18 protein-coding genes and 1 riboswitch are annotated in these 25,993 nt (G+C 40.5%); of the genes, 16 read left to right on the forward strand and 2 right to left on the reverse strand.

Annotated features, from left to right (window positions below; all coding sequences use genetic code 11):
• The first annotated feature begins 37 nt into the window (after positions 1-37).
• From HMPREF0847_RS00260 to HMPREF0847_RS11405, 3 genes are all read left to right on the forward strand, one after another.
• The gene (locus tag HMPREF0847_RS00260; RefSeq protein ID WP_008809578.1) at positions 38-1,162 is read left to right on the forward strand and encodes an AI-2E family transporter; all 1,125 of its coding nucleotides are present in this window, start codon (positions 38-40) and stop codon (positions 1,160-1,162) included.
• Positions 1,163-1,428: 266 nt separating this feature from the next.
• The gene (locus HMPREF0847_RS00265; RefSeq protein WP_008809577.1) at positions 1,429-2,769 is read left to right on the forward strand and encodes a hemolysin family protein; all 1,341 of its coding nucleotides are present in this window, start codon (positions 1,429-1,431) and stop codon (positions 2,767-2,769) included.
• Between the two features lie 461 nt (positions 2,770-3,230).
• A complete protein-coding gene (locus HMPREF0847_RS11405) occupies positions 3,231-3,449 on the forward strand; it encodes a hypothetical protein (RefSeq protein ID WP_232205088.1) in 219 nt (72 codons plus the stop codon).
• 373 nt (positions 3,450-3,822) lie between these two features.
• On the opposite strand, the gene treR is transcribed toward HMPREF0847_RS11405, so the two are convergent.
• Positions 3,823-4,533 (reverse strand): trehalose operon repressor, encoded by a 711-nt coding sequence (gene treR, locus HMPREF0847_RS00275; protein ID WP_008809574.1) that lies wholly within the window; start codon positions 4,531-4,533, stop codon positions 3,823-3,825.
• 179 nt (positions 4,534-4,712) lie between these two features.
• On the opposite strand from treR, the gene treP reads away from it, so the two are divergent.
• The 9 genes from treP (at position 4,713) to HMPREF0847_RS11190 (ending at position 17,061) form a co-directional block, all read left to right on the forward strand.
• Positions 4,713-6,722: a PTS system trehalose-specific EIIBC component gene (gene treP, locus HMPREF0847_RS00280; RefSeq protein WP_008809573.1), complete on the forward strand. Its 2,010-nt coding sequence runs from the start codon at positions 4,713-4,715 to the stop codon at positions 6,720-6,722.
• Positions 6,723-6,857: 135 nt separating this feature from the next.
• Positions 6,858-8,483 (forward strand): alpha,alpha-phosphotrehalase, encoded by a 1,626-nt coding sequence (treC, locus tag HMPREF0847_RS00285; protein WP_008809572.1) that lies wholly within the window; start codon positions 6,858-6,860, stop codon positions 8,481-8,483.
• A 201-nt stretch (positions 8,484-8,684) separates the two neighbouring features.
• A complete protein-coding gene (locus HMPREF0847_RS00290) occupies positions 8,685-11,024 on the forward strand; it encodes an endonuclease/exonuclease/phosphatase family protein (protein ID WP_008809571.1) in 2,340 nt (779 codons plus the stop codon).
• Between the two features lie 370 nt (positions 11,025-11,394).
• The gene (locus HMPREF0847_RS00295) at positions 11,395-13,479 is read left to right on the forward strand and encodes a Spy0128 family protein (protein ID WP_020992574.1); all 2,085 of its coding nucleotides are present in this window, start codon (positions 11,395-11,397) and stop codon (positions 13,477-13,479) included.
• 283 nt (positions 13,480-13,762) lie between these two features.
• Positions 13,763-14,572 (forward strand): pyruvate formate-lyase-activating protein, encoded by an 810-nt coding sequence (gene pflA / locus HMPREF0847_RS00300; RefSeq protein WP_008809569.1) that lies wholly within the window; start codon positions 13,763-13,765, stop codon positions 14,570-14,572.
• Positions 14,573-14,707: 135 nt separating this feature from the next.
• Entirely contained in the window at positions 14,708-15,643 is a 936-nt protein-coding gene (locus HMPREF0847_RS00305; RefSeq protein ID WP_002899779.1) for a manganese-dependent inorganic pyrophosphatase, read from the forward strand.
• An 89-nt stretch (positions 15,644-15,732) separates the two neighbouring features.
• Positions 15,733-16,245: a YiiX/YebB-like N1pC/P60 family cysteine hydrolase gene (locus tag HMPREF0847_RS00310; RefSeq protein ID WP_008809568.1), complete on the forward strand. Its 513-nt coding sequence runs from the start codon at positions 15,733-15,735 to the stop codon at positions 16,243-16,245.
• The gene (locus HMPREF0847_RS00315) at positions 16,238-16,891 is read left to right on the forward strand and encodes a DUF1803 domain-containing protein (RefSeq protein ID WP_008809567.1); all 654 of its coding nucleotides are present in this window, start codon (positions 16,238-16,240) and stop codon (positions 16,889-16,891) included. The genes HMPREF0847_RS00310 and HMPREF0847_RS00315 overlap by 8 nt, the downstream gene beginning before the upstream one ends.
• 35 nt (positions 16,892-16,926) lie before the next feature.
• On the forward strand, positions 16,927-17,061 hold the full coding sequence (locus HMPREF0847_RS11190; RefSeq protein WP_008809566.1) for a hypothetical protein: 135 nt from the start codon (positions 16,927-16,929) through the stop codon (positions 17,059-17,061).
• 83 nt (positions 17,062-17,144) lie between these two features.
• On the opposite strand, the gene HMPREF0847_RS00320 is transcribed toward HMPREF0847_RS11190, so the two are convergent.
• Positions 17,145-18,590, reverse strand: a complete 1,446-nt coding sequence (locus tag HMPREF0847_RS00320; protein ID WP_008809565.1) for a UDP-N-acetylmuramoyl-L-alanyl-D-glutamate--L-lysine ligase — start codon at positions 18,588-18,590, stop codon at positions 17,145-17,147.
• A gap of 97 nt (positions 18,591-18,687) precedes the next feature.
• Here HMPREF0847_RS00320 and HMPREF0847_RS00325 point away from each other — a divergent pair, with 97 nt between their 5' ends.
• The 4 genes from HMPREF0847_RS00325 to mgtA all read left to right on the forward strand — a co-directional run bounded on the left by HMPREF0847_RS00325 (position 18,688) and on the right by mgtA (position 25,900).
• On the forward strand, positions 18,688-20,319 hold the full coding sequence (locus HMPREF0847_RS00325) for a putative polysaccharide biosynthesis protein (protein WP_008809564.1): 1,632 nt from the start codon (positions 18,688-18,690) through the stop codon (positions 20,317-20,319).
• 151 nt (positions 20,320-20,470) lie between these two features.
• On the forward strand, positions 20,471-21,565 hold the full coding sequence (locus HMPREF0847_RS00330; protein WP_008809563.1) for a cystathionine gamma-synthase: 1,095 nt from the start codon (positions 20,471-20,473) through the stop codon (positions 21,563-21,565).
• A gap of 1 nt (position 21,566) precedes the next feature.
• Entirely contained in the window at positions 21,567-22,733 is a 1,167-nt protein-coding gene (locus tag HMPREF0847_RS00335) for a MalY/PatB family protein (protein ID WP_008809562.1), read from the forward strand.
• Positions 22,734-22,815: 82 nt separating this feature from the next.
• Positions 22,816-22,972, forward strand: a riboswitch (M-box (ykoK) riboswitch).
• Between the two features lie 267 nt (positions 22,973-23,239).
• A complete protein-coding gene (gene mgtA / locus HMPREF0847_RS00340) occupies positions 23,240-25,900 on the forward strand; it encodes a magnesium-translocating P-type ATPase (RefSeq protein ID WP_008809561.1) in 2,661 nt (886 codons plus the stop codon).
• Positions 25,901-25,993 lie beyond the last annotated feature (93 nt).

Here is a 25,993-nt window from a genome sequence, read left to right on the forward strand (position 1 = left end):
CAAAATTTATGGTAAAATAACTGATAGGAGGAAAAGAATGTTTCATAAGAGCAAGTTATTTTTTTGGACAGTTGAAGTTTTACTAGCAACGCTTGTCTTTTTTCTGTGGAGAATGATGGGGGACTTGATTACTCCAGTGATCAGTGTTGTAAATACTATCTTAATCCCTTTTTTAATAGCAGGTTTTTTATATTATATTGCCAACCCTTTAGTGGTCTTTTTGGAAAAATACCTGAAATTAAATCGCGTATTAGGTGTCCTGTTGACTTTGACAATTTTATTTGGGTCTATTGTTTTAGCAGTTATCTACCTCCTGCCTATCTTAGTCACTCAGCTGACTAGCTTGATTAATTCGAGCCAAAATCTATATAGTTATGTCTATAGCTGGGTCAATGACTTAGCTCAAAATCCTGTATTCAAAAATCTCAATATCCAATCTACCCTGCAACAGCTGAATCTATCTTATATTGATATTCTGCGAAATATTCTAAACGGGGTAACTAACAGCTTGGGCAGTGTGGTATCAGCTGTAATCAATACTATCTTTATCATCATTATGACTCCAATTTTCCTTGTCTATTTCTTACTGGATGGTCATAAGCTCCTGCCAATGCTGGAACGCAGTATTCTAAAGCGAGACAAACTCAACATTTCTTCCTTGCTGAAGAATCTAAATGCTACAGTTTCACGATATATCAGCGGAATTTCTATTGATGCAGTGATTATCGGTTGCCTGGCCTACATTGGTTATAGCACTATCGGCATTAAATATGCTTTAGTATTTGCTATCTTCTCTAGCTTGGCTAACTTGATTCCTTATGTTGGACCAAGTATTGGTTTGATCCCAATGATTATCAGTCATGCCTTTACAGATCCAAAGAGAATGTTGATAGCAGTTATTTATATGCTGATTGTTCAGCAGATTGATGGGAATATCCTCTACCCTCGGATTGTAGGAGGGGTTATGAAAGTCCATCCGATTACTATCATGGTTCTCTTGCTCTTATCTAGTAACATCTATGGTATTATCGGAATGATTGTAGCTATTCCGACCTATTCCATCATCAAAGAAATTGTAAAATTCCTAGCTAACCTTTATGACAATCATAAAGAAGCTCAGGAGATTAAGAAGAATGAAGAATTTGGGATTATAAAAAAATAGGAGAAAGGAATCTTTCTCCTATTTTTTCTGAGGTTTTAGGATATAGAAGTACCTATATATCATAAATTGATAGGAATAGCCTGAGGGAAAAAGAATATCTTAAAGATATACCTTAAGAAATCAGAAAATATTCTTCTTGTTTTCTATTTGGAGGGCGATTCTAGAGCTAAACTTCTAACTACTAGTCTTCTATAAAATCTAGGTGCACGAAACTCAAAAATATGTTATAATCAGGATTAATTATAATTTTTTAGGAGAGGAAACTCATGGAAGACCCCAGCAGTCAGACCCTTTTGTTACAGTTTTTATTATTAGTCGTTTTAACCTTTTTAAATGCTTTCTTTTCCGCGGCAGAGATGGCCATGGTGTCACTCAATCGGGCGCGTGTTGAGCAGAAGGCAGAGGAAGGTGATAAAAAGTACATTCGTCTATTACAGGTTTTAGAAAATCCCAATAACTTTTTATCTACTATTCAGGTAGGTATTACCCTCATCAATATCTTATCAGGGGCCAGCTTTGCTGATACTCTCGGTCGTGTATTTTCAAGTTTGATGGGCAATTCTAAAACAGCGCATGCCATAGCGTCTTTTCTAGCTTTGGCCCTTTTGACCTATGTTTCTATTGTATTTGGTGAGCTTTATCCTAAGCGGATCGCACTCAATCTGAAGGATGATTTGGCTGTTCGAGCAGCTCCTTTTATCATCTTTTTGGGCAAGCTCGTCAGTCCCTTTGTCTGGCTTTTGTCGGCCTCAACTAATCTGTTAAGTCGCATTACGCCGATGAAGTTTGATGATGCGGACGAAAAGATGACCCGAGATGAGATTGAGTATATGCTGACCAATAGTGAGGAGACCTTGGATGCGGATGAGATTGAGATGCTACAGGGGATTTTCTCGCTGGATGAGCTGATGGCACGTGAACTGATGGTGCCCCGGACGGATGCCTTTATGGTCGATATTCAGGACGATACCAAAGAAATCATCGAAAGCATTCTCAAGCAGAGTTTCTCGCGGATTCCTGTCTATGATGGGGATAAGGACAATGTCATTGGGCTAATTCATACCAAGCGACTGCTTAATGAAGGATTCATCAATGGTTTTGACAATATCGTTCTGCGCAAGATCCTGCAGGAGCCGCTCTTTGTACCGGAGACTATGTTTGTCGATGATTTGCTCAAGGAGTTACGTAACACGCAAAATCAAATGGCGATTCTTTTGGATGAGTATGGCGGTATGGCTGGTCTGGTTACACTTGAGGATCTCTTGGAGGAGATTGTTGGCGAGATTGATGATGAGACCGACAAGGCCGAAATTGAAGTCCATGAAATCGGTGAGAATACTTACATTGTCTTAGGAACTATGACCCTCAATGACTTTAATGAATACTTTGAAGTTGAAATTGAAAGTGACGATGTGGATACGATCGCGGGTTACTACTTGACTGGTGTAGGAACTATTCCAGATCCAAAAGAACGCATCAGCTTTGAGGTGGAAAGTCAGAATAAGAAACTGATTTTAACCAATGACAAGGTTAAAAATGGCCGTGTCACCAAGGTTAAAGTAGAAATTTCTGAACAAGTAGTAGTAGATGAAGAAGCTACTAAATAGTTGCCTATGTGTAAATGAGACAGACTTTCGATAAAGAAGGTCTGTTTTTGATTGTCAAAATAGAAAAAAATAATAAACTTGCGCAAACAGTCTCAAGTTTCCATTTGCTCAACTTTTGTGATACGCTGCAAATAGAAAGACACGGTATTTTGTATGATGAAACGAGTAAAAATAATGTTCTTATCTCTGCTTTGCCTTTTTGTGCTAGCAATCGGAGCTAAGTTTTTCATGGACAGATGAAAGTGGACAATCTCTAGCGACACGGTTTTCAACTTTATGAAGAACAAATCGCGACCTACCTAAAAGAGCATTACAGCGGTATCAGTAAAATCGAATTTTCTCCGATTTTTAAAAGTGGGGGAAATGGAGAAGGTTTTGTCTATGCTCGTATAGTCCCAGTTGTTTATGATACCTATGGTAATAAAGTATATTTGCGCAATGATGGTGTTTTAAAGATGGGGGTGGCAGATTATGAAATGACAGCCGGAGTTGATTTAGATTTTAATGTCAATGACAGTTCGGAAATAATATATTTGCGTAATAATCAGAAAGAGTCTATTAGTGTAGAAAGTTACCAGAATCTACCAGATGAATTGAAATTGAATAAGGATGAAATTACTGATGAAAAGATGGAGGCTTTTTCTCGCGAAGGGCATTTAAAAGGAGCCAAAAAAAAATAGTCAAGGTAGCCCTAAGGTTGAGATTGTTTATAATCTAGAAATTCAACGAATTGATGAAAGAGAGTTGGATAAATGGAAGTAACACATAGGGATATTCAAACATTTAAGCTTTTTTCAAGAAATCTATAAGTCTTCCTTAAGCTTTGCTGGTTATACTATATTCATCTTAAAAGAAAAGAGGACAGTCCAATGACAATAAATAATCATAGCTCCCCAAACTTTTCACTTTTCCCCACTCAAGAAACATAAGTAGTAAAAAGCAAAAGCAAAAGTAGCAAATAAAACATTTTAAAAAAATTTTTTCATCTAAATCTCCTAAATTAAATAAATAAATCTAAAAGAGCTGGAAGTTTACAACTTCCAGCTCTTTTTCTTAGTTGTGCCTTTTGGCAAAATCAACAAAGCGAAATTTATCAAGTTTGTGTCTGCTGTCTGTGAACTGAAATTGTTGTCCGTTCGCCAAATAAACCTGAGATTTGACGGAAACGACATGGTTTTCTCTCTCAATATCGAGCAAAATTTTATCTCGACTGGTCGCATGATCAATGGTGATTTCCTTTTTAGCATAGTCGATGCTAAGTCCAAGATCATTTTCAATGAAATGATAGATAGAATGCTCTGCAATTTCTCTCGTCATCGTAGGAACAAGTTCTTTATCTAAATAATCAATATCAAGGACAGAAGCAACCTGGTCAACAACTCTTTGTCGAATGATTCGCCAAACCAAGCGATATTCTGGGAAACCAGTTAGCTTGGCAAGTTTTTTATCTACAGTTATTTTTTCTAGGCTGATGACATTGGTTTTAGAATCTAGTTTATTTTGTAGGACGAGTTCTTGGTAGCTAGTCAGATTGGAGATTGGGAAATTGATGTGTTCCTGTTTGATGATTTTGGATCCTTGTCCCTTAAATTTTTGGATTAATCCTTCTTTTTGAAGTTGCTCTAGAGCCTTTCGGACAGTATCACGGCTGACCTTATAAATCTGAGTTAATTCATTCTCACTAGGTAAAAATTCGCCAACGGAGTATTTCTCGCTCAAAATATCTTGCTCAATTAGTTTGAATAATTGTTGGTATTTTTTCATGATTAACCTACTTGTTTTGTTTTTATCATACAACTACTGAAATTTTAGCAAAAAATAAGGGGAAAATCAACGGACATCTTGCATACAACTTTGGTATCGTTTACAATTGGTGTTAGAAAGCAGTTAAGAAACTAACAAATAAATATAAGGAGAGTGCTGGTTTTCCAGCCAATAATCAAATGGGCAAATTTGAAAAAGAGGCGAAAGTCCTATTAGACGCCATTGGTGGTAAGGAAAATGTGTCTGCAGTAACCCACTGTGCCACTCGGATGCGTTTTGTACTTATTGATGAGAAAAAAGCTGATGTAAAAGCTATTGAAGAAATTGGAGCTGTCAAAGGGACCTTTACGAATGCAGGGCAATTCCAGGTTATTATTGGAAATGATGTGCCAATATTCTATAATGATTTTACAGCTGTCTCTGGAATTGAAGGTGTTTCAAAAGAAGCAGCTAAGGCTGCAGCTAAGATTAATCAAAATGCGGTTCAGCGCGTCATGACCATGCTAGCTGAGATTTTTACTCCAATTATTCCAGCGATTATCGTTGGTGGTTTGATTCTTGGCTTCCGTAATATCCTAGAAGGTGTGCAAATCCAAGCTTTTGGTCAAAAAGTCGTTGATGGTGTACTTCAGTTTACTAAAGATGGAGAGCCGATTTATAAAACGATTGTGGATGTATCAAAGTTTTGGGCTGGAGTAAACCACTTCCTTTGGTTGCCAGGTGAGGCGATTTTCCAATTCCTACCAGTCGGAATTGTTTGGTCCGTAAGTCGTAAGATGGGGACTAGCCAGATTCTTGGGATTGTTTTAGGAATCTGTTTGGTGTCTCCTCAGCTCTTGAACGCTTATTTAGTAGCAGGAACACCCCAATCAGAAATTGCTAAAAATTGGGTTTGGGATTTTGGATTCTTTACAGTGCAACGGATAGGCTACCAAGCTCAGGTTATTCCAGCTTTATTAGCAGGGCTTTCCTTGTCTTATTTGGAAATCTTTTGGAGAAAACGGATTCCAGAAGTTGTTTCCATGATTTTCGTACCTTTCCTCTCTCTCTTGCCAGCGATTATCTTGGCTCACACAGTTTTGGGGCCAATTGGTTGGACTTTAGGTCAATGGCTATCTACGATCGTTCTTGCAGGTCTAACTGGTCCTGTTAAATGGCTCTTTGGGGCTGTCTTTGGAGCTCTCTATGCGCCTTTTGTTATTACAGGTTTGCATCACATGACCAATGCGATTGACTCCCAGTTAGTGGCAGATGCGGGTGGTACTGGACTTTGGCCAATGATTGCTCTGTCAAATATTGCGCAAGGGTCAGCTGTTTTTGCTTATTATTGGATGAATCGTCATAATGAAAAGGAAGCACAGATTGCCCTTCCAGCTACGATTTCTGCTTATCTTGGCGTAACTGAGCCAGCTCTATTTGGGGTCAACGTAAAATATATCTATCCTTTTGTAGCTGGAATGATGGGGTCTTCCATTGCAGGTCTTTTATCTGTAAGCTTTAATGTGAAGGCAAATGCTATCGGAGTCGGTGGACTTCCAGGTATCTTGTCAATCCAACCTAAATATATGTTAGCCTTTGCTGCGATTATGCTAGTTGCAATCGCTGTTCCATTTGTACTGACCATGCTTTTCCGTCGCTTGGGTCTCTTTACCAAAGTAGAAGATGAAGCAGTCAAAACACCACAAGCTGAAGCACTGTCAGAAGCAAAACAATCTGCTCCTTTAGCTGACTTAGTTGAAATTTCAAGTCCCTTATCTGGCCAAGTGAAAGAACTTAGTCAAGCAACAGATCCTGTCTTTGCTCAAGGAGTTATGGGGCAAGGTGTCCTGATTGAACCGAGCCAAGGAGACTTGCTTGCTCCAGTAGACGGCGTTGTGTCTGTTCTATTTCCAACCAAACATGCTGTAGGTATCGTGTCTGATCAGGGTGTAGAAATGCTTATGCACATCGGTATGGATACGGTGAATCTTGAAGGTAAAGGTTTCACAGCTCATGTCAGTCAAGGAGATCGAGTAAAAGCTGGCGATAAATTAATCAGTTTTGACATTGATCTCATTAAAGATGCAGGTTATGTGACAGAAACTCCAGTCATCATTACCAATCAAGATCAATACCAAGCGGATGCATTGGGCAGTTTGCCACGCCAGATAGCAGTTGGGGACGCCCTGATGACAGCAACAAAAATTTAAGAATTACATGATGGAAGTTGGGCTTCTCTTATGAGACGGGGCTTCCAGACTCTTGAGGGTGGGATGAGAAATTCTATTCCTTTCAAGGAATGAAATATTCATCCCACCTCTTTTATATTCAAAAGAAGGAAAAACATGGCATTAGATAAAACAAAGGTAGTCTACCAAATTTATCCAAAATCTTTTAAAGACACGACGGGGAACGGAGTAGGAGATTTTCGCGGGATTATTGAAAAACTTCCCTATCTGAAAGAGCTGGGAGTGGACATGATCTGGCTCAATCCTTTCTATCCGAGTCCGCAGCGGGACAATGGTTATGATATTTCTGACTATACTGCTGTTGACCCTATCTTTGGAGATATGGCAGATTTTGAAGAGATGGTCAAGGTTGGCCAACAGTATGGAATTGACTTCATGCTGGACATGGTTCTTAACCACTGTTCAATTGAGCATGAGTGGTTCCAAAAGGCTCTGGCGGGGGATCCCTACTATCAGGACTTCTTTATCCTGCTGGATGAGCCGACGGACTGGCTGTCCAAGTTTGGTGGCAGTGCCTGGGCGCCATTTGGCGATACGGGCAAATACTATCTGCACCTTTTTGATATCACCCAAGCGGATCTCAATTGGCGCAATCCCAATGTTCGTCAAGAGCTTTTCAAGGTGGTGAATTTCTGGCGGGACAAGGGCGTTAAAGGCTTCCGCTTTGATGTGATCAACTTGATTGGTAAGGACGAGGTATTGGAGGACTGCCCAGAAAATGACGGCAAGCCAGCATACACGGACAAGCCAATCGTCCATGACTACCTTCACATGATGAATGCAGCAACCTTTGGGAAAGACAATTACTTTATGACGGTTGGTGAGATGAGCGCAACGACGATTGAAAATTGCATCCTTTACACTTCACCAGATCGGCAGGAGCTGTCTATGGCTTTTAATTTCCATCATCTCAAGGTGGACTATGAAGCCGGACAGAAGTGGACTCTTAAGGCTTTTGACTTTGAAGAGTTAAAACGTCTTTTCCATACTTGGGGCAAGGAAATGAGCGACCATGATGGCTGGTCAGCCCTCTTTTGGAACAACCATGATCAGCCGCGAGCTCTCAACCGCTTTGTCGATGTAGAGAATTTCCGCAATGAAGGGGCAACCATGTTGGCAGCTAGTATTCATCTGTCGCGCGGGACGCCTTATATCTACATGGGTGAAGAGATTGGCATGGTGGACCCTGACTATGACTCCATGGAAGATTATGTGGATGTCGAGTCTCTCAATGCTTACCAGAGTTTGCTTGCTGAAGGGCAATCGCCAGAAGCAGCCTTCAGGATTATCAAGGCTAAATCTCGTGATAATTCTCGGACTCCTATGCAGTGGGATGATTCAGCCAATGCGGGTTTTACAACTGGCACACCATGGCTAAAAGCTGGCAAATCCTATCCTATCATCAATGTGGAAAATGAAATCAAGGGACCGATCTTTAGCTTTTATCAGAAATTGATTGCCCTGCGTAAGGAACTGCCGATCATAGCAGAAGGTAGCTATCAGCCAGCCTATGAGGACAGTCCCCAGGTCTATGCCTTTGAGCGGGAGTGGCAAGGACAAAAACTATTAGTCCTGAACAACTTTTATAAGGATCCAATTACAGTGGATATCTTACCGGATTATCAAAATGGCCAGGTCCTTCTGTCCAACTATGGTAGAACTCAAAGTGATCATATTCTGACTTTGCAACCTTATGAAACTCTAGCTATTCTTGTTAATTAAAAATACTATTTTGCAGTGAGGAAAGCTGAATTCCAGATATCAGTTTTCTTCGCTGTTTTTAAATATTAACTGATTTAACAAAAACTGATAGGTAGGAACGAAAGAAAGTAAGAATTAAGGAAAGCGTTTGCGAAAATATTGTTTTTTCTATATAATATAAACAGTATAGTAATTAAGTTTCATTAGGAAAAGGAGAACTTTATGAAGAAACAAGCTTATCAAAAGCATCTTTTTTATTCAGCAGCAGTATTAAGTGCTTTTCTGCCTTTGCTTTCCTTGGCTGTTCCGGTCGGAGCTGAAGAGACGGAAAATTCTTCGAGTTCAGCTCCAGTAACTGTTGCAGATAGTTCAGCAGTCAGTGAGTCAACAGCTAGTAGTTCTGCAGAAAATACAAATTCTTCAGGAGATTCAAGAGCTGCGTCTGCTGAGGAAGCAGATAAAAAAGAAGAGACAGTTGCTGCACAAGCTGTATCAAGCACTGCAGAGACTGTTGCCAATCTAGGAACGATTCAAGGTGAATCGCAAGTATCTCCTTATCAGGATAAAGATGTCCGAGTTTCAAATGTTGTTGTTACAAAGACAGACCGTTATGGATTTTACGTTCAAGATGTGACACCTGATGGGAATAGCAAGACTTCAGATGCGATTTATGTTGTTTCCAAAGAACAAGTCGACGTTGGAGATAAATTAACTCTTGAAGGCCGAGTAAAAGAAGGCTACATGGAAGAGCTTAGCATTCGCCAAGGACAAACTTTTAACAAGCCAAGTGGCAGTTTGACCGTCACGATGCTGGAGGCTTCAACAGTTACTAAGGATGGTAAGGCTGACCTACCGACTCCTGTTGATATTGTAGATAAGATGCCTCAGGATACAGTAGATAATGATGTGAATAACTATCAGCCGGAAAATGAAGCTTTGGACTATTGGGAAAGTTTAGAAGGCATGTTAACGACAGTTAAAAAACCACATGTCTTAGGGCCACAGTATCGAGGAGATATTTATGTTTTACCTGAAGGTTACCAGGCTCTTCCCTTAAATAATATCGGTGGTGTCAATCTGCGTCCGAATGCCCAAAATACAGCGACCATCCCTGTCTACGTTGGAAATAAATTCATTGCCAAGGCCAAGGACTATTTCAACGGTGATGTGGTTGGAGTGGTTACCTATCGTGGCAAAATTTATAAACTAGATCCAACACAATTACCTGATTTAGTAGACGGAGGCCTGCAAAGACAGATTTCTCCCCTCTACCCTAGCGAAGACAAGCTAACGATAGCATCTTATAATATTGAGAATTTCTCTGCCAATACACAAAAAGGTGAAACACCTGACGAAAAGGTGACCAAAATCGCTAATTCCTTTATCAATGAAATTCACAGTCCAGATATTATCACGCTCATCGAGGTTCAAGATGATAACGGTAGCGTCAATGATGGAACGACCAGCGGTGTGAAGAGTGGTGAAAAACTAGCAGCTCGAATCAAGGAGTTGGGAGGTAAAAACTACAAATATACTGAAGTTGCACCTTTTGATGGCCAAGATGGTGGTAAACCTGGATCTAATATCCGTGTAGCCTTTCTTTATAACCCAGATCGTGTAAAACTAGTTGAAAAAGAAGCCGGTAAGAGTGATGAAGCAGCTAGCTTCTCAGGTGGCCATCTAGTTAAAAATCCAGCCCGGATCGATCCAACTAATCCTGCTTTTACTAAGGTTCGTAAATCTTTAGCAGCTGAATTTGAATTTAAGGGACAACATGTTGTCGTTATTGCCAACCACTTGAAATCCAAGCTAGGTGATGATGCTGTATATGGCTCAAACCAGCCGGCTGTTCAACATACCCAAGCTGCTCGGATCGAAGAGGCTAAAATCTTAAATAATTTTGTTCAAGAAGGGTTAAGACAAAATCCAAATCTTAAGTTTGTTCTGACTGGGGATTTCAATGACTTTGAATTCTCTGAAACCGCTAAAGCTATTGCAGGAAATGAACTCATTAACCTCATGCAGGAACATGATGCGGCTGACCGCTATTCTTACTTCTACCGCGGAAGCAACCAAAGCTTAGATAATATTTTCATCTCTAAGAACCTAGCTGGTAAAGCGATTTTTGCTCCTGTCCATATCAATGCTTCTTTCATGGAAGAACATGGCAGAGCTTCGGACCATGATCCAGTAGTGGTACAGTTAGACTTCTCAAATCAGACTAATCAGCCAGATACATCTTCATCATCTAGCTCGTCCAATCAGGGATCGAATCATACTGTCCCAAGCACTAGTAACAACCAAACAGATTCATCTAGTCGAGATAAGGGAGAAAGTTCAAGTCAAGCTTCTTCATCTGAGACAAGTCAATCCAAGCAGGTTGGTCACGAAGAAACAAATCAGAAGGATAAAACAACAACAGATAAGCATTCAGGCGGAAATAAAAAGAATTTGCCAGCTACAGGTGAACAAAGAGGCCATTGGGTAGCCTTTGGTTTCTTAGTCTTAATCTTTGCTTATCCATTATCTAGAAAATCAAAAAAGTCATCTAACCTAGAGTAAGCTCTAAACATCTTCGGCACTCATTCTTAGCTGAATAAGTATTTTAGACTGAATACAAAGTGACAAGTAGTAGTTCATCATATCAACTATGTCAGCCTCTTGAGCCTAAGTATCAGCTATTTAGGATAGACTCGCTATATCTTCTTATGGTAATCAGTGGATCAATAAGATGATCCAGTTTGCCATAAGTTTGATATAGCTTTTTATTTTGAGTTTGTTTGAAGACAGGTGCCTAGCAAAAGAGCTCTTTGTGAAAGCAATTTAGAAAATGCTTGAAAATCCAAGGAAATTATTTTATAATGAAGTGATAGTTTTGTTATAAAACGATCCTGTTGTTGTATTTTTTTTTTTTGGAAAAGGAGATGATAAAATGAATAAAAAAATCTTGATGATGATTTTTCTTCCCCTAACTCTACTATTCAGTTTATTTGTTACTCAAGGAAATAAGGTCTTTGCTACAGAACATGGAGATGTCATTACTCGGATGTATCTGACAGATAGCAAAGGAAACGAGCTCACTTCTTCTGATGTTGATCAGTGGCAAGAATTTCGTATTAATGTGGAGTTTAAATTACACAATAATGAAATAAAGGCAGGAGACACAACGGATGTTCAACTGCCGGATGTTGTTACTTTAGCAAGTACTGGTAGCTTTGACATAAAAGACCAAGATGGAAATGTTGTTGCCAAGGCAGTTGTAAATCAGCAAACAAAAGTAGTAACGATTACATATGAACCTTATGTTGAAACACATTCGGATGTAAAAGGAACCTTTTATTTTTATGTCCGTGCGGATCATAATGTGATTAAGAAAGCAAAAGAAGTACCAATTGATATCACAGTTGGAGGGAAACTTTTCCCAGCAGGTAAGATTAACTTCACTGGAATTGGTCAAGTTAAAAAAGAAGACTTAAACAAAGTTGGTTGGCAGGATGAAGCTGAGCCAACAATTGGACGCTATTCGATTTCAGTCAACAGAAGCGGAAAAGCTATGTCTGGTGTAAAAATAGCAGACGTTTTAAAAATCCCAAGTGCTACTTATAAACAAGATACTTTCCGAGTTTATAAGGGAGTTTGGGCCTTCCGCGATGGCGATTGGGTTTTAGATAACGCTGTAGACATTACAGGCCAAACTACTGTAAACTTTACTGATGATAATTTTTCTGTTCAATTACCAGATCTTTCGGCTAATGAAGGAATTCGGATTAATTACTCGGTTCAACTACCATATGCACCTTCAGATGGCGAAAACTTTTTAAATGCAGCTACTTTGACAACAACAAACGGAGTTGAAGACAGCCGCAATTCAACTTATACTTATTACCTAGGTCATGGCGAGGCAGAAGGCTACACTTATAAAATTCAAATTAAAAAAGTATCAGATGATGGTTCAGCTTTGCCAGGTGCTAAATTTGATATTATTCGTGATCGTTCTGGTCAAGTAGTTGCTCAAGTAGTGACAAACGACCAAGGTATTGCGGAAGTCACCAATCTCTTGAAAGATGATTACACAATTAGAGAGACAGAAGCCCCTGCTGGATATGAGTTGGCGGACGATGTTAAAGTAAGTCCGGATGACTTTGATAGCACTCTTAAAATAGCTTCAAAAACAATTGTTGATAGAAAACAATCTTCTGCATCTGCTCAGCTGATGGTTCAAAAAGTCATGATTGGTCGTGATCTAAATGGCGGCGAGTTCTTCTTCACCTTGTACGATAAGAATGGAGCTGAGATTGAGACTGTTAATAATGCGGCTGATGGCTCCATTAAATTCTCACCTTTAACTTTTACAAAAGCTGGAACTTATACTTACACAATCAGAGAAAAATCTGGCAATATCAGTGGGGTCGTATATGACTCATCTGTAATAACTGCTAAAATTAAAGTAAAAGCGGATAATCAAGGCAAGTTGGTGGCAAAAGTTAGCTATGACGATAACAAAAAACAGTTTACCAATACTTATGTCCCAGGTTCAACAACAGCTCAATTAAAAGTTAAGAAATTCTTAACAGGTCGTGACTTGAAAGATGGCGAGTTCTCATTTGAACTAAAAGATGCCAAAGGTAAGGTAGTTGAAACAGTTAAAAATAAGGCAGACGGAAGTGTAGATTTCAAGACTCTTGCCTTTACTAAAACTGGAACATACACGTATACAATTCGCGAAGTGAAGGGTGATGCAGAAGGCATTACTTATGACAACAGTGAAATTAAAGTGACGATTACGGTAACGAATGAGAATGGCAATCTTCTTTCAACAGTTTCTTATGAAGGAGGAAAAGATAGCTTTACCAACAGTTACCAACCACCGAAAAATCCTAAATCAAAAACTCCATCAAGCAAAGACAGTAAGAAAGAACTTCCAAATACAGGTTCGTCAGATAGCAAATTTATCTTTGTAGTAGGACTTGCAACGATTGTTCTCCTTGGTTTGGTTTGGAAGAAAAAACATAGTTAAGAAGAAAACATAAAGAGGGGCACCCCTCTTTTTTCTTGGAATAAAGAGGGAGAGAAGGTGGTTTGATTTTTATAATAGAAAATTTTAGCCTAGAACTTGAAAAGATTAGTTTCTTGAGTCGGAAATGAGAATAAAAGTTGAGGCTCATCTGTTGTAAGACAATGAAAATGAAACTGAAAAACAGTTTGTTTTCTAAAAAATAGGCAAATGAAGTCATTTTTAACATTAATCGTGTTATAATAAAAATAGTTATAAAACGTTTTCAGAGTGAAGAGGTTGTGTTATGGTTGAAGAGAAAAATGAAGAAACTGTTGATTATGGAAAGGTAACTGGCATGGTTCACTCTACCGAGAGTTTCGGTGCTGTAGATGGACCTGGTATCCGTTTTATTGTCTTTTTGCAGGGATGCCATATGCGCTGTCAGTATTGCCATAATCCAGACACATGGGAGATGGAAACCAACAAATCTCAGCTGCGGACCGTGGATGATGTCTTGCAAGAAGCTCTCCGTTATAAGGGCTTCTGGGGTAACAAAGGTGGCATCACTGTCAGTGGTGGAGAGGCTTTGTTGCAGATTGATTTTCTGATTGCCTTCTTTACCAAGGCTAAGGAGCTGGGTATCCACTGTACCTTGGATACATGTGCCCTACCTTTTAGAAATACGCCTCGCTACCTGAAAAAATTTGATAAGCTTATGGCAGTCACCGACCTTGTCCTGCTAGATATCAAGGAAATTAACGAAGAACAGCACAGAATCGTGACCAGCCAGACCAACAAGAATATCTTGGCTTGTGCCAAGTACTTGTCTGACATTGGAAAGCCAGTCTGGATCCGTCACGTCTTGGTGCCAGGATTAACTGACCGAGATGATGACTTGATTGAGCTAGGTAAATTTGTAAAGACGCTGAAGAATGTTGATAAGTTTGAAATTCTACCTTACCATACCATGGGTGAATTCAAATGGCGGGAGCTGGGCATCCCTTACAAGCTGGAAGGGGTTAAGCCTCCAACAGCTGATCGGGTCAAGAATGCCAAGGAACTCATGCAGACAGAGTCCTATACAGAGTATATGAATCGGGTGCATAATAGCTGATCTGTTTTGAGTATCAATAAAAGGACTGGTGAGTTGACCAGTCCTTTTTTCAAAAAATCTTCTTCTGTTTTTGTGAAATGATTGTAATTGTGGTAAAATAAATGCAATAAAGTTTATATAAAAAAGAGGTTTATCATGTCTAAAATTTTAGTTTTCGGTCACCAAAATCCTGACTCAGATGCTATCGGTTCATCTTACGCTTTTGCTTACTTGGCTCGTGAAGCTTATGGCTTGGATACAGAAGCTGTTGCATTGGGAGAGCCTAATGAAGAAACTGCCTTTGTTTTAGATTACTTTGGTGTAGCTGCACCGCGCGTGATTACATCTGCTAAGGCAGAGGGTGCTGAGCAGGTTATTCTGACAGACCACAATGAATTCCAACAGTCTGTGGCTGATATCGCTGAAGTTGAAGTTTATGGCGTGGTGGACCACCACCGTGTTGCTAACTTTGAAACAGCTAGTCCACTTTACATGCGTTTGGAGCCAGTTGGTTCTGCTTCATCTATTGTTTATCGTATGTTCAAAGAACATGGCGTAGCAGTTCCAAAAGAAATTGCAGGATTGATGCTGTCTGGTTTGATTTCTGATACTCTCTTGCTCAAGTCGCCAACAACTCATCCAACTGATAAGGTCATTGCACCAGAATTGGCTGAGCTGGCTGGTGTCAACTTGGAAGAGTATGGTTTGGCTATGCTTAAGGCAGGTACAAACTTGGCTAGCAAGTCTGCAGAAGAATTGATCGACATCGATGCGAAAACATTTGAGCTCAACGGAAACAATGTCCGTGTGGCACAGGTCAACACAGTTGATATTGCTGAAGTTTTGGAGCGTCAAGCAGAAATCGAAGCGGCTATTGAAAAAGCAATTGCTGACAATGGCTACTCTGACTTCGTCTTGATGATTACAGACATCATCAACTCAAACTCAGAAATTTTGGCTATCGGAAGCAACATGGATAAGGTTGAAGCAGCCTTCAACTTTGTTCTTGAAAACAACCATGCTTTCCTTGCAGGCGCTGTTTCTCGTAAGAAGCAAGTGGTGCCTCAACTGACAGAAAGTTTTAATGCTTAAAGAGCTCATTTGACAAAAAAATTACGAGAAGGGGCTATCCCCCTCATACCTAAAAGGAGTCTTGACTCCTTTTTTGATAGGTGAGAAAAATGAAGATTCAAGATTTACAAGACGGAGATTTGATTTTTACAGTCGGATCTTCAGAAATTGCAGCAGCCATCCGGGCAGCGACTGGCTCATACAGCCACGTGGCCATCTTTTTTAATGGTGAGATTTATCATGCAACCCATGAGAAGGGTGTTGTCAATCAAGATTTGTCTGATTTTTTACAGGATGACGATGTTTATGACGTGTATCGCTATCCAGCTATTGATGCAGATGCTGTCTTTAAAAAGGCCAGAATACATTTAGGAAAGCCTTACAATTTCGGCTTTTATCCTCAGTCTGATGGTTTTTACTGTTCGGAGTATATTGCAGAGATTTTGCCAATTTTTGATACGATTCCCATGCAATTTGGTGATGAGGAAAATCTAATTTCTGATTTTTGGCAGGAGTATTATCGAGAATTGGACTTAGATGTGCCTTTAAATCAGCCCGGAACGAATCCTAGCCAGTTGGCTCAGTCAAGCAAACTCATCTATAAAGGAGAACTCCATGATTAAAATTATCAACCCTAGCCGTTTGACGCGCCAGCCATTTTTTCAGGAGCTGATTGATTATTTGGATCAACATGAAGACGTTATTTTGCGGGAGATAAAGCGAGAATTTGTGGGTGTAGCCAATATTGATCGCTCAATTGAGGACTACATTAAGGCTGGCTACATCAAGCGGGAGAATAAGCGTTATTACCTGACGTTACCTCTTTTGGAAAGTCTGACTGACTTGCACTTGGACCAGGAAATCTTTATCCGTGATGACAGTCCTCTCTATCAGGAACTGTTGGAACAGCGTTTTGAGACCCAGCTTTCCAATCGCACCAATGCGGCTGTCTTGCTGGAAGAGACAGATTTTCAGCGGGATGAGCTGACTTTGGCTAATTATTTTTATAAAATGGAGCATCAATATCCGCTGTCTGAAGCACAAAAACCTCTCTATGCGATCTTGGGCGATGTCAATCCAGAGTATGCACTTAAGTATATGACGACCTTTCTTCTCAAATATGTCCGCAAGGATGAGCTCATGCAGAAGCGGCGGGACATTTTTGTCGATAGCCTCGTAATCTTGGGCTATATTCGGCAAAACGAAGCAGGTAAATACGAGCTAGAGGCTAGCTTTGACAAGGAAAAGTTGAGTTTTCGTTTGAACTGATATTTTAGAAGAATCAGAACTCTTGAGATTTAAAAATGAGAGATTTTTCAGTTTACAAGAAAAAACAAGGAAAACAGACAGGAGACAGCAAAACAGAAGCGAAAGGTCTTGTAGAAAAGACAATCTCCAAAGAAAAAGAAGTCGTTGAAGATGATAAAAGGTGCTGTTGAAGACGCAGTTTAAGGTATTAACACTAGCTTGAATAAATAATTGTAACCAAAAAGAGAGTTAAATGTTAACTCTCTTTTTATTGTTATAGATAGTTTTCTGCGATTTGATAGTCACCTGGATAGGCTACTTTTTGATCATGGACAATCTGATAAGCATCGGCCCCTTTACCGGCTAAAATAACAGCATCTCCTTCTTGTCCAGTAAGACTCATTGCTACCTTTATAGCCTCCGCACGATCAGCGATAATGGTGACATCGTGGGATATATAACTAGCTATTTCTTTGGCAATGGTTACAGGATCTTCGCGATTAGGGTCGTCAGCAGTCAGGATGACTTGAATCTCTGGGTGTTTATTAAGTAAGATTCCAAAATCCTTTCGTCTACTTTCCCCCTTGTTTCCAGTTGCTCCTAGAACAAGAACGGTCTGGCCCTTTTGATGTTCCTGGACTACATTGAGCAACTTGGTCAAACTGTCTCCATTATGAGCGTAATCAACAAAAACTTTAGCACCATTTTTTTGGGTCAGTACTTCCATTCGTCCCGGAACACGAGTCAGAGTAATTCCCTTTTGAATGTCTGTTAAGCTAGCACCTAGTCTAAGACAGGCGAGGCCCGCAGCTAGAGCATTTTCTTGATTGAAACGCCCGATAAGCTGAATGTCATATTTACCAGCTAGCTTGCCACTTACTTCAAAGTTAAAGGCTTGAGAATCTATGATGGTGTTGCTAGAGTTTTCTCCATAGAAATCATGTTCTATCGAAGAGACTTGCTCTTTCACGATTTGGAAATGATCCATGCCACTGTTAACAACCACTGCTCTGCTATTTTCCATCAAGAGCCGTTTATTGTAGAAGTAGTCTTCAAAAGTGGGATGTTCAATTGGCCCGATATGATCAGGACTGATATTGAGAAAAACACTGGCATCAAAGGTTAAACCATAAACACGTTTTTTTAGATAGGCTTGACTGGAAACTTCCATAATCAGATGAGTGCGGTCATTAGCTACAGCCTGGGCCATCATTTTAAATAAATCTAAGCTCTCTGGCGTTGTTAGGCTGGACTTGAAGAAGTTCTTGCCATCTAAGGTGGTATTCATGGTGGATAGGAGGGCTGGTCGGTGACTTTGCGATAGGATTTGGTAGGCAAAGTAAGCAGACGTTGTTTTTCCCTTGGTTCCTGTAAAGGCTAAAATTTTAAGTTTATCTTGCGGATTGCCATAAAACTCCATGGCAATCAAGCTCATAGCCTGCTTGATATCATTAACAACAAGTACTGGGATTCCTACTTCAAAATCGCTCTCACTGATATAAAACTTTAGACCAGACTCTACGGCACCTTCTAGGAATTCTTTTTTGAAATTTTCACCCTTAACAAAGAAGAGGGTCGTATTTGTCACATTACGGCTATCATAGCTGATTTTGTCAAAAGTCAGTCCACTATCATGAAAGAAGTAGTGGCCGTCTTTGATGATTTCACGAAAATTATGATCTTTTTTTAAAATATCTATTATTGTTTCAATTTTTATCATAATCTTATTGTAAACTTAATGGCTGGGTTTTACAAGAGGAAAGGAAAAGTTTATAATAGGATAAAAGCTATTAAATGATAAGATGAGGTTTGATCGTATGAGTCAAGAAACGACAAGTCAGCAGCAGCAGATGCTGCGGGGAACTGCTTGGCTGACTGCTGGAAACTTTATTAGCCGTCTTTTGGGGGCTATTTATATTATTCCTTGGTATATTTGGATGGGCAGGCATGGTGCGGAGGCTAATGGTCTTTTCACCATGGGCTACAACATTTATGCTTGGTTTTTGCTGATTTCAACAGCTGGAATTCCGGTGGCTGTAGCCAAGCAGGTGGCTAAATACAATACGATTGATCAAAGGGAGCATAGTTTTACTCTAATTAGAGAATTCCTCAAGTTCATGTTGTTGCTTGGTGCTGTTTTTGGAGTAATCATGTATCTTCTATCTCCACTCTTCGCCAGTTTGTCTGGTGGGGGGAAAGATTTGATTCCAATCATGCAAAGCCTCTCATGGGCGGTGCTGATTTTCCCTTCTATGAGTGTTATCCGAGGATTTTTCCAAGGCTTTAACAATTTAAAACCATATGCAATCAGTCAAGTGGCAGAGCAGTTGATTCGAATCATTTGGATGCTTCTTGCGACCTTCTTTATCATGAATTTCGGATCAAAAAATTATGTTTCTGCTGTTACCCAGTCAACCTTTGCAGCTTTTATTGGGATGGTTGCTAGTGTAGGAGTTTTGGCTTATTTCCTGTCCAAGGAAAATATGCTCCAAGCAATCTTCAAAAAATCACCAAGCGGAAATAGTATTGATACCAGAGCATTGCTTTGGGATACAATTCGTGAAGCCATTCCTTTTATTATCACTGGATCGGCTATCCAGCTTTTCCAAATTATTGACCAGATGACCTTCATCCATGTAATGAATTGGTTTACGGATTACACTAATACCCAGCTCTTAGTCATGTTTAGTTACTTCTCGGCTAATCCCAATAAGATAACTATGATTCTGATTGCTGTAGCGACTTCTATTGCGGGGGTTGGAATTCCACTTCTGACAGAGAATTATGTCAAGGGAGATTTTAAGGCTGCTGCTCGTTTGATTCAGGATAACCTGACCATGTTGCTCTTGTTTATCTTACCTGCAACGATTGGTGCCGTTCTGGTTGCTCGGCCTCTCTATACGGTCTTTTATGGTCAGCCAGATAAACTTGCTTTGGGACTTTTTGTATTTGCCCTTATACAGACAATTATTTTGAGCTTTTATACAGTGCTAGCTCCCATGATCCAAGCCCTCTTCCAAAACCGTAAGGCCATTGTTTATTTCTTATACGGTGTTGTGGTAAAGTTGATCTTACAAATTCCTCTGATTTGGCTTTTCAGAGCTTACGGGCCTCTGCTCTCAACGACAATTGGTCTGATTGTTCCAATCGTCTTTATGTATCGTGAAATTCGCGATATCACAGGACTTAATCCTCAAAACCTGATCAAACGTAGTTTACTGACTTGTATTTTAACGCTTTTAATGATAGTTGTCATTGCATTAGCTGATTTGCTTCTTGGTTTCTTTTTCCATCCAGCTGGACGTGTCTCAAGTATGATTTATTTGGTTCTAATTGGTGGAGTTGGTATTGCAGTTTATGGTGGCTTGGCCTTGCGTGTTCGTTTGCTTGATCGCTTCGTAGGAGAGGCAAAAGCAAGCAGTTTGAGAAGGAAATTCCATATTTCTTAAATGTTAATTCATAAGTATTTGCCCCGGCTATTTGAAGGTCGGGTTTTTTATATAGTTTCAGACTATATCTAGCTCTTGAAAAGAACAAAGCGCAGAACTTTCACAAGATGTTACAATAGAATAAGATTTACGAGATTGTGAGGAATAAGAAATGAGTCAAGCATTAAACTTGAATACCATACTGGCCCAAGCTGGGGTTAAAACAGATGAAGCAACCGGTGCCTTAACAACACCCCTGCATTTTTCAACGACCTACCAGCACCCTGAGTTTGGTCAATCAACTGGTTATGACTACACTCGGACCAAGAATCCAACGCGTGTTAGCCTGGAGGAGACTCTGGCTGCTATCGAAAGTGCTGATTATGCTCTTGCGACTAGTTCTGGTATGTCGGCTATTGTGCTGGCCTTTAGTGCTTTTCCAGTCGGAAGTAAGGTTTTGGCTGTTCGAGATCTCTATGGTGGCTCTTTCCGCTGGTTTGCCCAAGCTGAAGCAGAAGGCCGATTCACCTTTACCTATGCCAATACGGAAGAAGAGCTTCTGAACAAATTGACAGAAGATATAGATATTGTCTATATCGAGACACCAACCAATCCTCTTATGGTAGAGTTTGATATTGCACGTATTTCCCAAGTGGCTCATGAGAGTGGTGCAAGGGTAATAGTAGACAATACTTTTTACAGTCCCATTTACCAAAGACCGCTGGAGGATGGTGCTGATATTGTCCTGCACTCTGCGACCAAGTATCTAGGCGGGCATAATGATGTCTTGGCTGGAGCCGTTATGACTAATAACACGGATATCTATGATAAGCTTTTCTATAATTTGAATACAACTGGAGCGGTTCTTTCTCCATTCGACAGTTATTTACTTTTACGCGGTCTTAAGACACTGGCTCTCCGTATGGAGCGCTCTACTCAGAATGCCCAGGAAGTGGTTGCTTTTCTGAAGCAATCTCCTGCAGTAAAAGAGGTTCTCTATCCAGGCAAGGGTGGTATGATTTCCTTTAAGATTGTAGATGAAGAAAAGATCCCTCATCTACTAAATAGCCTGAAAGTCTTCACTTTTGCAGAAAGTTTGGGCGGAGTGGAGAGTTTGATTACCTACCCGACAACTCAAACTCATGCTGACATTCCAGTTGAAGTACGTCATTCTTATGGATTGACAGATGATTTGCTACGCCTGTCAATTGGGATTGAGGACAGCCGAGATTTAGTGGCTGATTTGCGAGCTGCCTTGGAGGACTAGTATGGGAAAATATAATTTTAAAACAGCCCCTAATCGTTTTGGTCATCATACTTATAAATGGAAAGAAGCTGAAGAGGATAGGGAGGTTCTTCCTGCCTGGATTGCGGACATGGATTTTGAAGTCCTGCCTGAAATTCAGCAGGCCATTCATGACTACGCAGATCACTTAGTCTATGGTTATACCTATGCTAGTGAGGAGTTGATCAATGCTGTTCTAGATTGGGAGAGGACGGAGCATGGCTACGCTTTTGACAGGGAGGCCTTGGTATTTATCGAAGGAGTAGTTCCTGCTATTTCGACGGCTATCCAAGCCTTTACCAAGAAAGGCGATGCCGTTCTAATCAACACTCCGGTTTACCCTCCTTTTGCTCGCTCTGTTAAGCTCAATAATCGCCAGCTGATTACCAATTCTTTGGTAGAGCAAGACGGCCTCTTTCAGATTGACTTTGAGCAGCTAGAGCGAGATATTGTAGACAATGAAGTCAAGATTTATGTTCTCTGCAATCCTCATAATCCTGGAGGGCGAGTTTGGGAACGGGAAGTGTTAGAAAAAATTGGCCGCCTCTGCCAAAAGTACAGTGTCATTCTGGTATCAGATGAAATTCATCAAGATTTGACATTGTTTGGGAATGAACACCAGTCCTTCAATACTGTTTCTCCTGACTTTAAGGACTTTAGCCTGATTTTATCCAGTGCAACTAAGACCTTTAATATTGCTGGAACTAAAAATTCCTATGCTGTGATTGAGAATCCCAGCCTGCGCCATCAGTTTAAAAAGCGTCAGCTGGCTAACAACCAGCATGAAATTTCAGGACTTGGTTTTGTAGCGACTGAAGCTGCTTATCGTTATGGGAAATCATGGTTGACAGAACTTAAGACAGTCTTAGAGGAGAATATCGATTTTGTGGTTGATTATTTTGCCAAAGAAGCCCCACGCCTGAAGGTTATGAAGCCCCAAGGAACCTATCTAATTTGGCTGGACTTTTCAGATTATGACCTGACTGATGACCAACTCTTCCAGTTGTTGCGAGAAGAGGCAAAGGTAGTCCTGAATCGAGGAAGCGACTTTGGTCAAGAAGGCAAGTACCATGCTCGACTGAATGTGGCTACACCAAAGGATATGGTTGTAGAAATTTGTAAACGTATTGGAGCTGTTTTGCCTAAGTAGTCGGTCTTAGCACAGGTTTGAAAATATTTTTAAATTAGTGATTTATTTATTGACAATCCTTGCAAAGAGGAGTATAGTAAGAATGGAAAATCGGTAGGTGAGGCTACCATAAGGATACGGATGACTACCGCAAAGCAGTGGAGACACTACTCGTTGGTCAACAGTCCTGATCGCCAAGGTCAAGACTAAGCTCATTTCATCGCCTTATGGAGTTAAAGCTTGAACGGTAGATGTTTACTTTATCTGTTGTAAAATAAAGTGAAAGACCTGACATGCAAACAACCCTGCCGAGAATTGGCGGGGTATTCTTTTTGTTGAAAATATTTCAAGTAGGCAAATAGTTGTTTACCTGCCTCTTAAGAAAAAGAAAGGAGACATGCGATGCAAATTGACGATCATCCGGAACCGCACATACACAGCCAATCGCTGATTTGTATCGTTCGGTCCTTATAAAGTGATTGGTCTCTGTGTATGAACTTGATTATTCATACATTAAGGAGAAACCAATGAAAACAGTAAAAGAAAGATTAGTTGCTGCTTTGCAGCTTCCTATGCAAGAAACCTTGGCCATCTACAAGACCGCCTTTCGTGGCCTGACTGAAGAGCAGGTAGAAGAAAATCGTGACCTCTATGGGGAAAATATCATCACAAAGGGGCAGGAAGACTCCATTCTAAAGAAAATTTACGAGTCTATTATTAACCCCTTTACAGTCATCTTATTAGTGATTGCTTTAGTCTCTTTGGTGACTAATGTCTGGCTGGCTAAGCCCGGAGAGGAAGATCCGACAACTTCCATCATTATTGTCGTTCTGGTTTTGATTTCTGGAGGCATTCGTTTTATTCAGGAATTGAGAAGTGACCGCGCCGCTAGCAATCTGTCTCGGCTGATTGTCAACACAGCTACGGTTGTTCGTGAAGGCTCAGAACAAGAACTTCCCATTGATGAGATTGTTGTAGGAGACATTGTCAAACTTAGTGCCGGAGACATGATTCCAGCAGATGTTTTGTTGCTGGAATCGCGAGATTTTTTCGTTCAGCAGTCTGGCCTGACAGGGGAGAGCGATGCAGTAGAAAAGGTCTGTTTGTCTAAGGCGGATGGGCAAAATCTTGATAGCCTTTTAGAAACAGAGTCATTGGCCTTTATGGGAACCAACGTTATTTCCGGAAGGGCAACAGCTCTGGTACTGGTGGTTGGTGACGATACCATGATGGGGGCCATTGAGCAGACGCTGAATACCTACGATGAGCCGACTTCTTTTGAGCGTGATATGAATAGCATTTCTTGGCTCTTGATTCGTCTGATGCTCGTTATGGTACCTGTTGTTTTCTTCATCAATGGACTGACAGATGGAGACTGGTTGGAAGCAGGAGTCTTTGCTCTCAGCGTTGGAGTTGGCTTGACTCCAGAAATGCTACCGATGATTATCACAGCCAGCCTAGCTAAAGGTTCTATTATCATGGCTCAGGAAAAGGTCGTGATCAAAAAATTGAATGCTATTCAAGATCTAGGAGCTATTGATATCCTCTGTACGGATAAGACGGGTACACTGACCCAAGACGAGATTGTCTTGGAATACCCTCTGGATATTCATGGTGATTTAGATTTGGCAGTGCTCCGTCGCGCTTTTCTCAATTCCTATTACCAAACTGGCCTTAAAAATCTCATGGATCGGGCCATTATCAATCGGACAGAGAAAGAAGCAGAAAAGCATGAGCTTGTTCGTGACTTAGACCAAACCTTTAAGAAAATTGATGAACTGCCCTTTGACTTTGAACGCCGTCGCATGAGTGTTATTGTCAAGGATGATGAAGATGTTATTAGCATGGTGACCAAGGGCGCCTTGGAGGAAATGCTGGCGATCTCTAGTTATGTGGAATACAAGAATCGGATTACGGAACTGACTGAGGAAATTCGTCAGGAAATCCTTGCGGAAGTGGCTCAACTCAATGAGCAAGGATTGCGCGTGCTAGGTGTTAGCTACAAGTCAGACCTAGAAGAAGATTATGACTATGAGGTCAAGGATGAGTCTGATATGATTTTGACGGGCTACCTGGCCTTTCTGGATCCGCCTAAGTCATCTGCGGCTCCAGCTATTGAAACCTTGGCTGAGTACGGTGTTGCCACTAAGATTTTGACAGGTGATAATGAAAAGGTTACTCAGGCAGTCTGTGAAAAGGTTGGCCTTGATGTAGAAAATATCTTGCTAGGCGTAGAGGTAGATGCTTTATCAGATGAGGAATTGAGCCAAGCGGTAGAGAATACAACGGTCTTTGCCAAGCTCTCTCCTGACCAAAAAGCTCGGATCATCCTTCAACTCAAAGCCAATGGACACAAGGTTGGCTACATGGGCGATGGCATCAATGATGCCCCTTCGATGAAAGTAGCAGATGTCGGTATTTCTGTTGATACAGCTGTCGATATAGCCAAGGAAACGGCAGATGTCATTCTACTGGATAAGGACCTCATGGTTCTGGAGAAAGGGTTGGTAGAGGGACGCAAGGTCTATGCCAACATGACTAAGTACATTAAGATGACGGTCAGTTCCAATTTTGGGAATATCTTTTCTCTCCTCTTTGCCAGCATCTTTTTGCCTTTTTTGCCGATGGCACCAGTTCACCTGATTGTTCTCAATCTGGTTTATGATCTGTCCTGTATAGCTTTGCCTTTCGATAACGTTGATAGTGAATTTCTCAAGAAACCACGGATTTGGTCTGCTAACTCTATTACCCGCTTTATGGCTTGGATTGGGCCTATCTCATCCATTTTTGATGTTTTGACTTACTTAGCCCTCTACTTTATCATTGTTCCTATGATAACAGGAAGCAGTTACCAAGCTGGCACTGAACAGGCGGCGACCTTTATCACTCTTTTTCAAACTGGGTGGTTTATTGAGTCTATGTGGACCCAAACTATGGTCATCTATATGCTACGCTCGCCTAAATTGCCTTTTGTGCAAAGTCGTCCTGCTTTGTCTGTCATTGTTACCACCATGGTGGCTGTTCTCTTTGTTACTTCCTTGCCATACAGCCTTTTTGCGTCTGTTCTCAAAACAGCTCCGCTCAATGGAGCATATTTCCTTTTCCTCCTATTGATTATTGTGCTTTACATGGTTAGTGTAACCTTTGTTAAACACTTGTATATCAAGCGTTATAAGGAATGGCTTTAGGACCAAGAAAATCTCTGAAAAGGTTTGCTTATGGCAAGCCTTTTCAATCTTTTTTTGATATAATAAGAAGAATAAATTGAAAGAAGGAAATCC

Origin of the sequence: Streptococcus sp. 2_1_36FAA (genome assembly GCF_000161955.2) — a bacterium.
Taxonomy (GTDB): Bacteria; Bacillota; Bacilli; order Lactobacillales; family Streptococcaceae; genus Streptococcus; species Streptococcus gordonii.

What these genes read in the sequence shown, in the direction of transcription:
- HMPREF0847_RS00260 (WP_008809578.1), top strand. Translation starts at nt 38, where the DNA reads ATGTTTCATAAGAGCAAGTTATTTTTTTGGACAGTTGAAGTTTTACTA.
- HMPREF0847_RS00265 (WP_008809577.1), top strand. Translation starts at nt 1,429, where the DNA reads ATGGAAGACCCCAGCAGTCAGACCCTTTTGTTACAGTTTTTATTATTA.
- treR (WP_008809574.1), bottom strand. Translation starts at nt 4,533, where the DNA reads ATGAAAAAATACCAACAATTATTCAAACTAATTGAGCAAGATATTTTG.
- treP (WP_008809573.1), top strand. Translation starts at nt 4,713, where the DNA reads ATGGGCAAATTTGAAAAAGAGGCGAAAGTCCTATTAGACGCCATTGGT.
- treC (WP_008809572.1), top strand. Translation starts at nt 6,858, where the DNA reads ATGGCATTAGATAAAACAAAGGTAGTCTACCAAATTTATCCAAAATCT.
- HMPREF0847_RS00290 (WP_008809571.1), top strand. Translation starts at nt 8,685, where the DNA reads ATGAAGAAACAAGCTTATCAAAAGCATCTTTTTTATTCAGCAGCAGTA.
- HMPREF0847_RS00295 (WP_020992574.1), top strand. Translation starts at nt 11,395, where the DNA reads ATGAATAAAAAAATCTTGATGATGATTTTTCTTCCCCTAACTCTACTA.
- pflA (WP_008809569.1), top strand. Translation starts at nt 13,763, where the DNA reads ATGGTTGAAGAGAAAAATGAAGAAACTGTTGATTATGGAAAGGTAACT.
- HMPREF0847_RS00305 (WP_002899779.1), top strand. Translation starts at nt 14,708, where the DNA reads ATGTCTAAAATTTTAGTTTTCGGTCACCAAAATCCTGACTCAGATGCT.
- HMPREF0847_RS00310 (WP_008809568.1), top strand. Translation starts at nt 15,733, where the DNA reads ATGAAGATTCAAGATTTACAAGACGGAGATTTGATTTTTACAGTCGGA.
- HMPREF0847_RS00315 (WP_008809567.1), top strand. Translation starts at nt 16,238, where the DNA reads ATGATTAAAATTATCAACCCTAGCCGTTTGACGCGCCAGCCATTTTTT.
- HMPREF0847_RS11190 (WP_008809566.1), top strand. Translation starts at nt 16,927, where the DNA reads ATGAGAGATTTTTCAGTTTACAAGAAAAAACAAGGAAAACAGACAGGA.
- HMPREF0847_RS00320 (WP_008809565.1), bottom strand. Translation starts at nt 18,590, where the DNA reads ATGATAAAAATTGAAACAATAATAGATATTTTAAAAAAAGATCATAAT.
- HMPREF0847_RS00325 (WP_008809564.1), top strand. Translation starts at nt 18,688, where the DNA reads ATGAGTCAAGAAACGACAAGTCAGCAGCAGCAGATGCTGCGGGGAACT.
- HMPREF0847_RS00330 (WP_008809563.1), top strand. Translation starts at nt 20,471, where the DNA reads ATGAGTCAAGCATTAAACTTGAATACCATACTGGCCCAAGCTGGGGTT.
- HMPREF0847_RS00335 (WP_008809562.1), top strand. Translation starts at nt 21,567, where the DNA reads ATGGGAAAATATAATTTTAAAACAGCCCCTAATCGTTTTGGTCATCAT.
- mgtA (WP_008809561.1), top strand. Translation starts at nt 23,240, where the DNA reads ATGAAAACAGTAAAAGAAAGATTAGTTGCTGCTTTGCAGCTTCCTATG.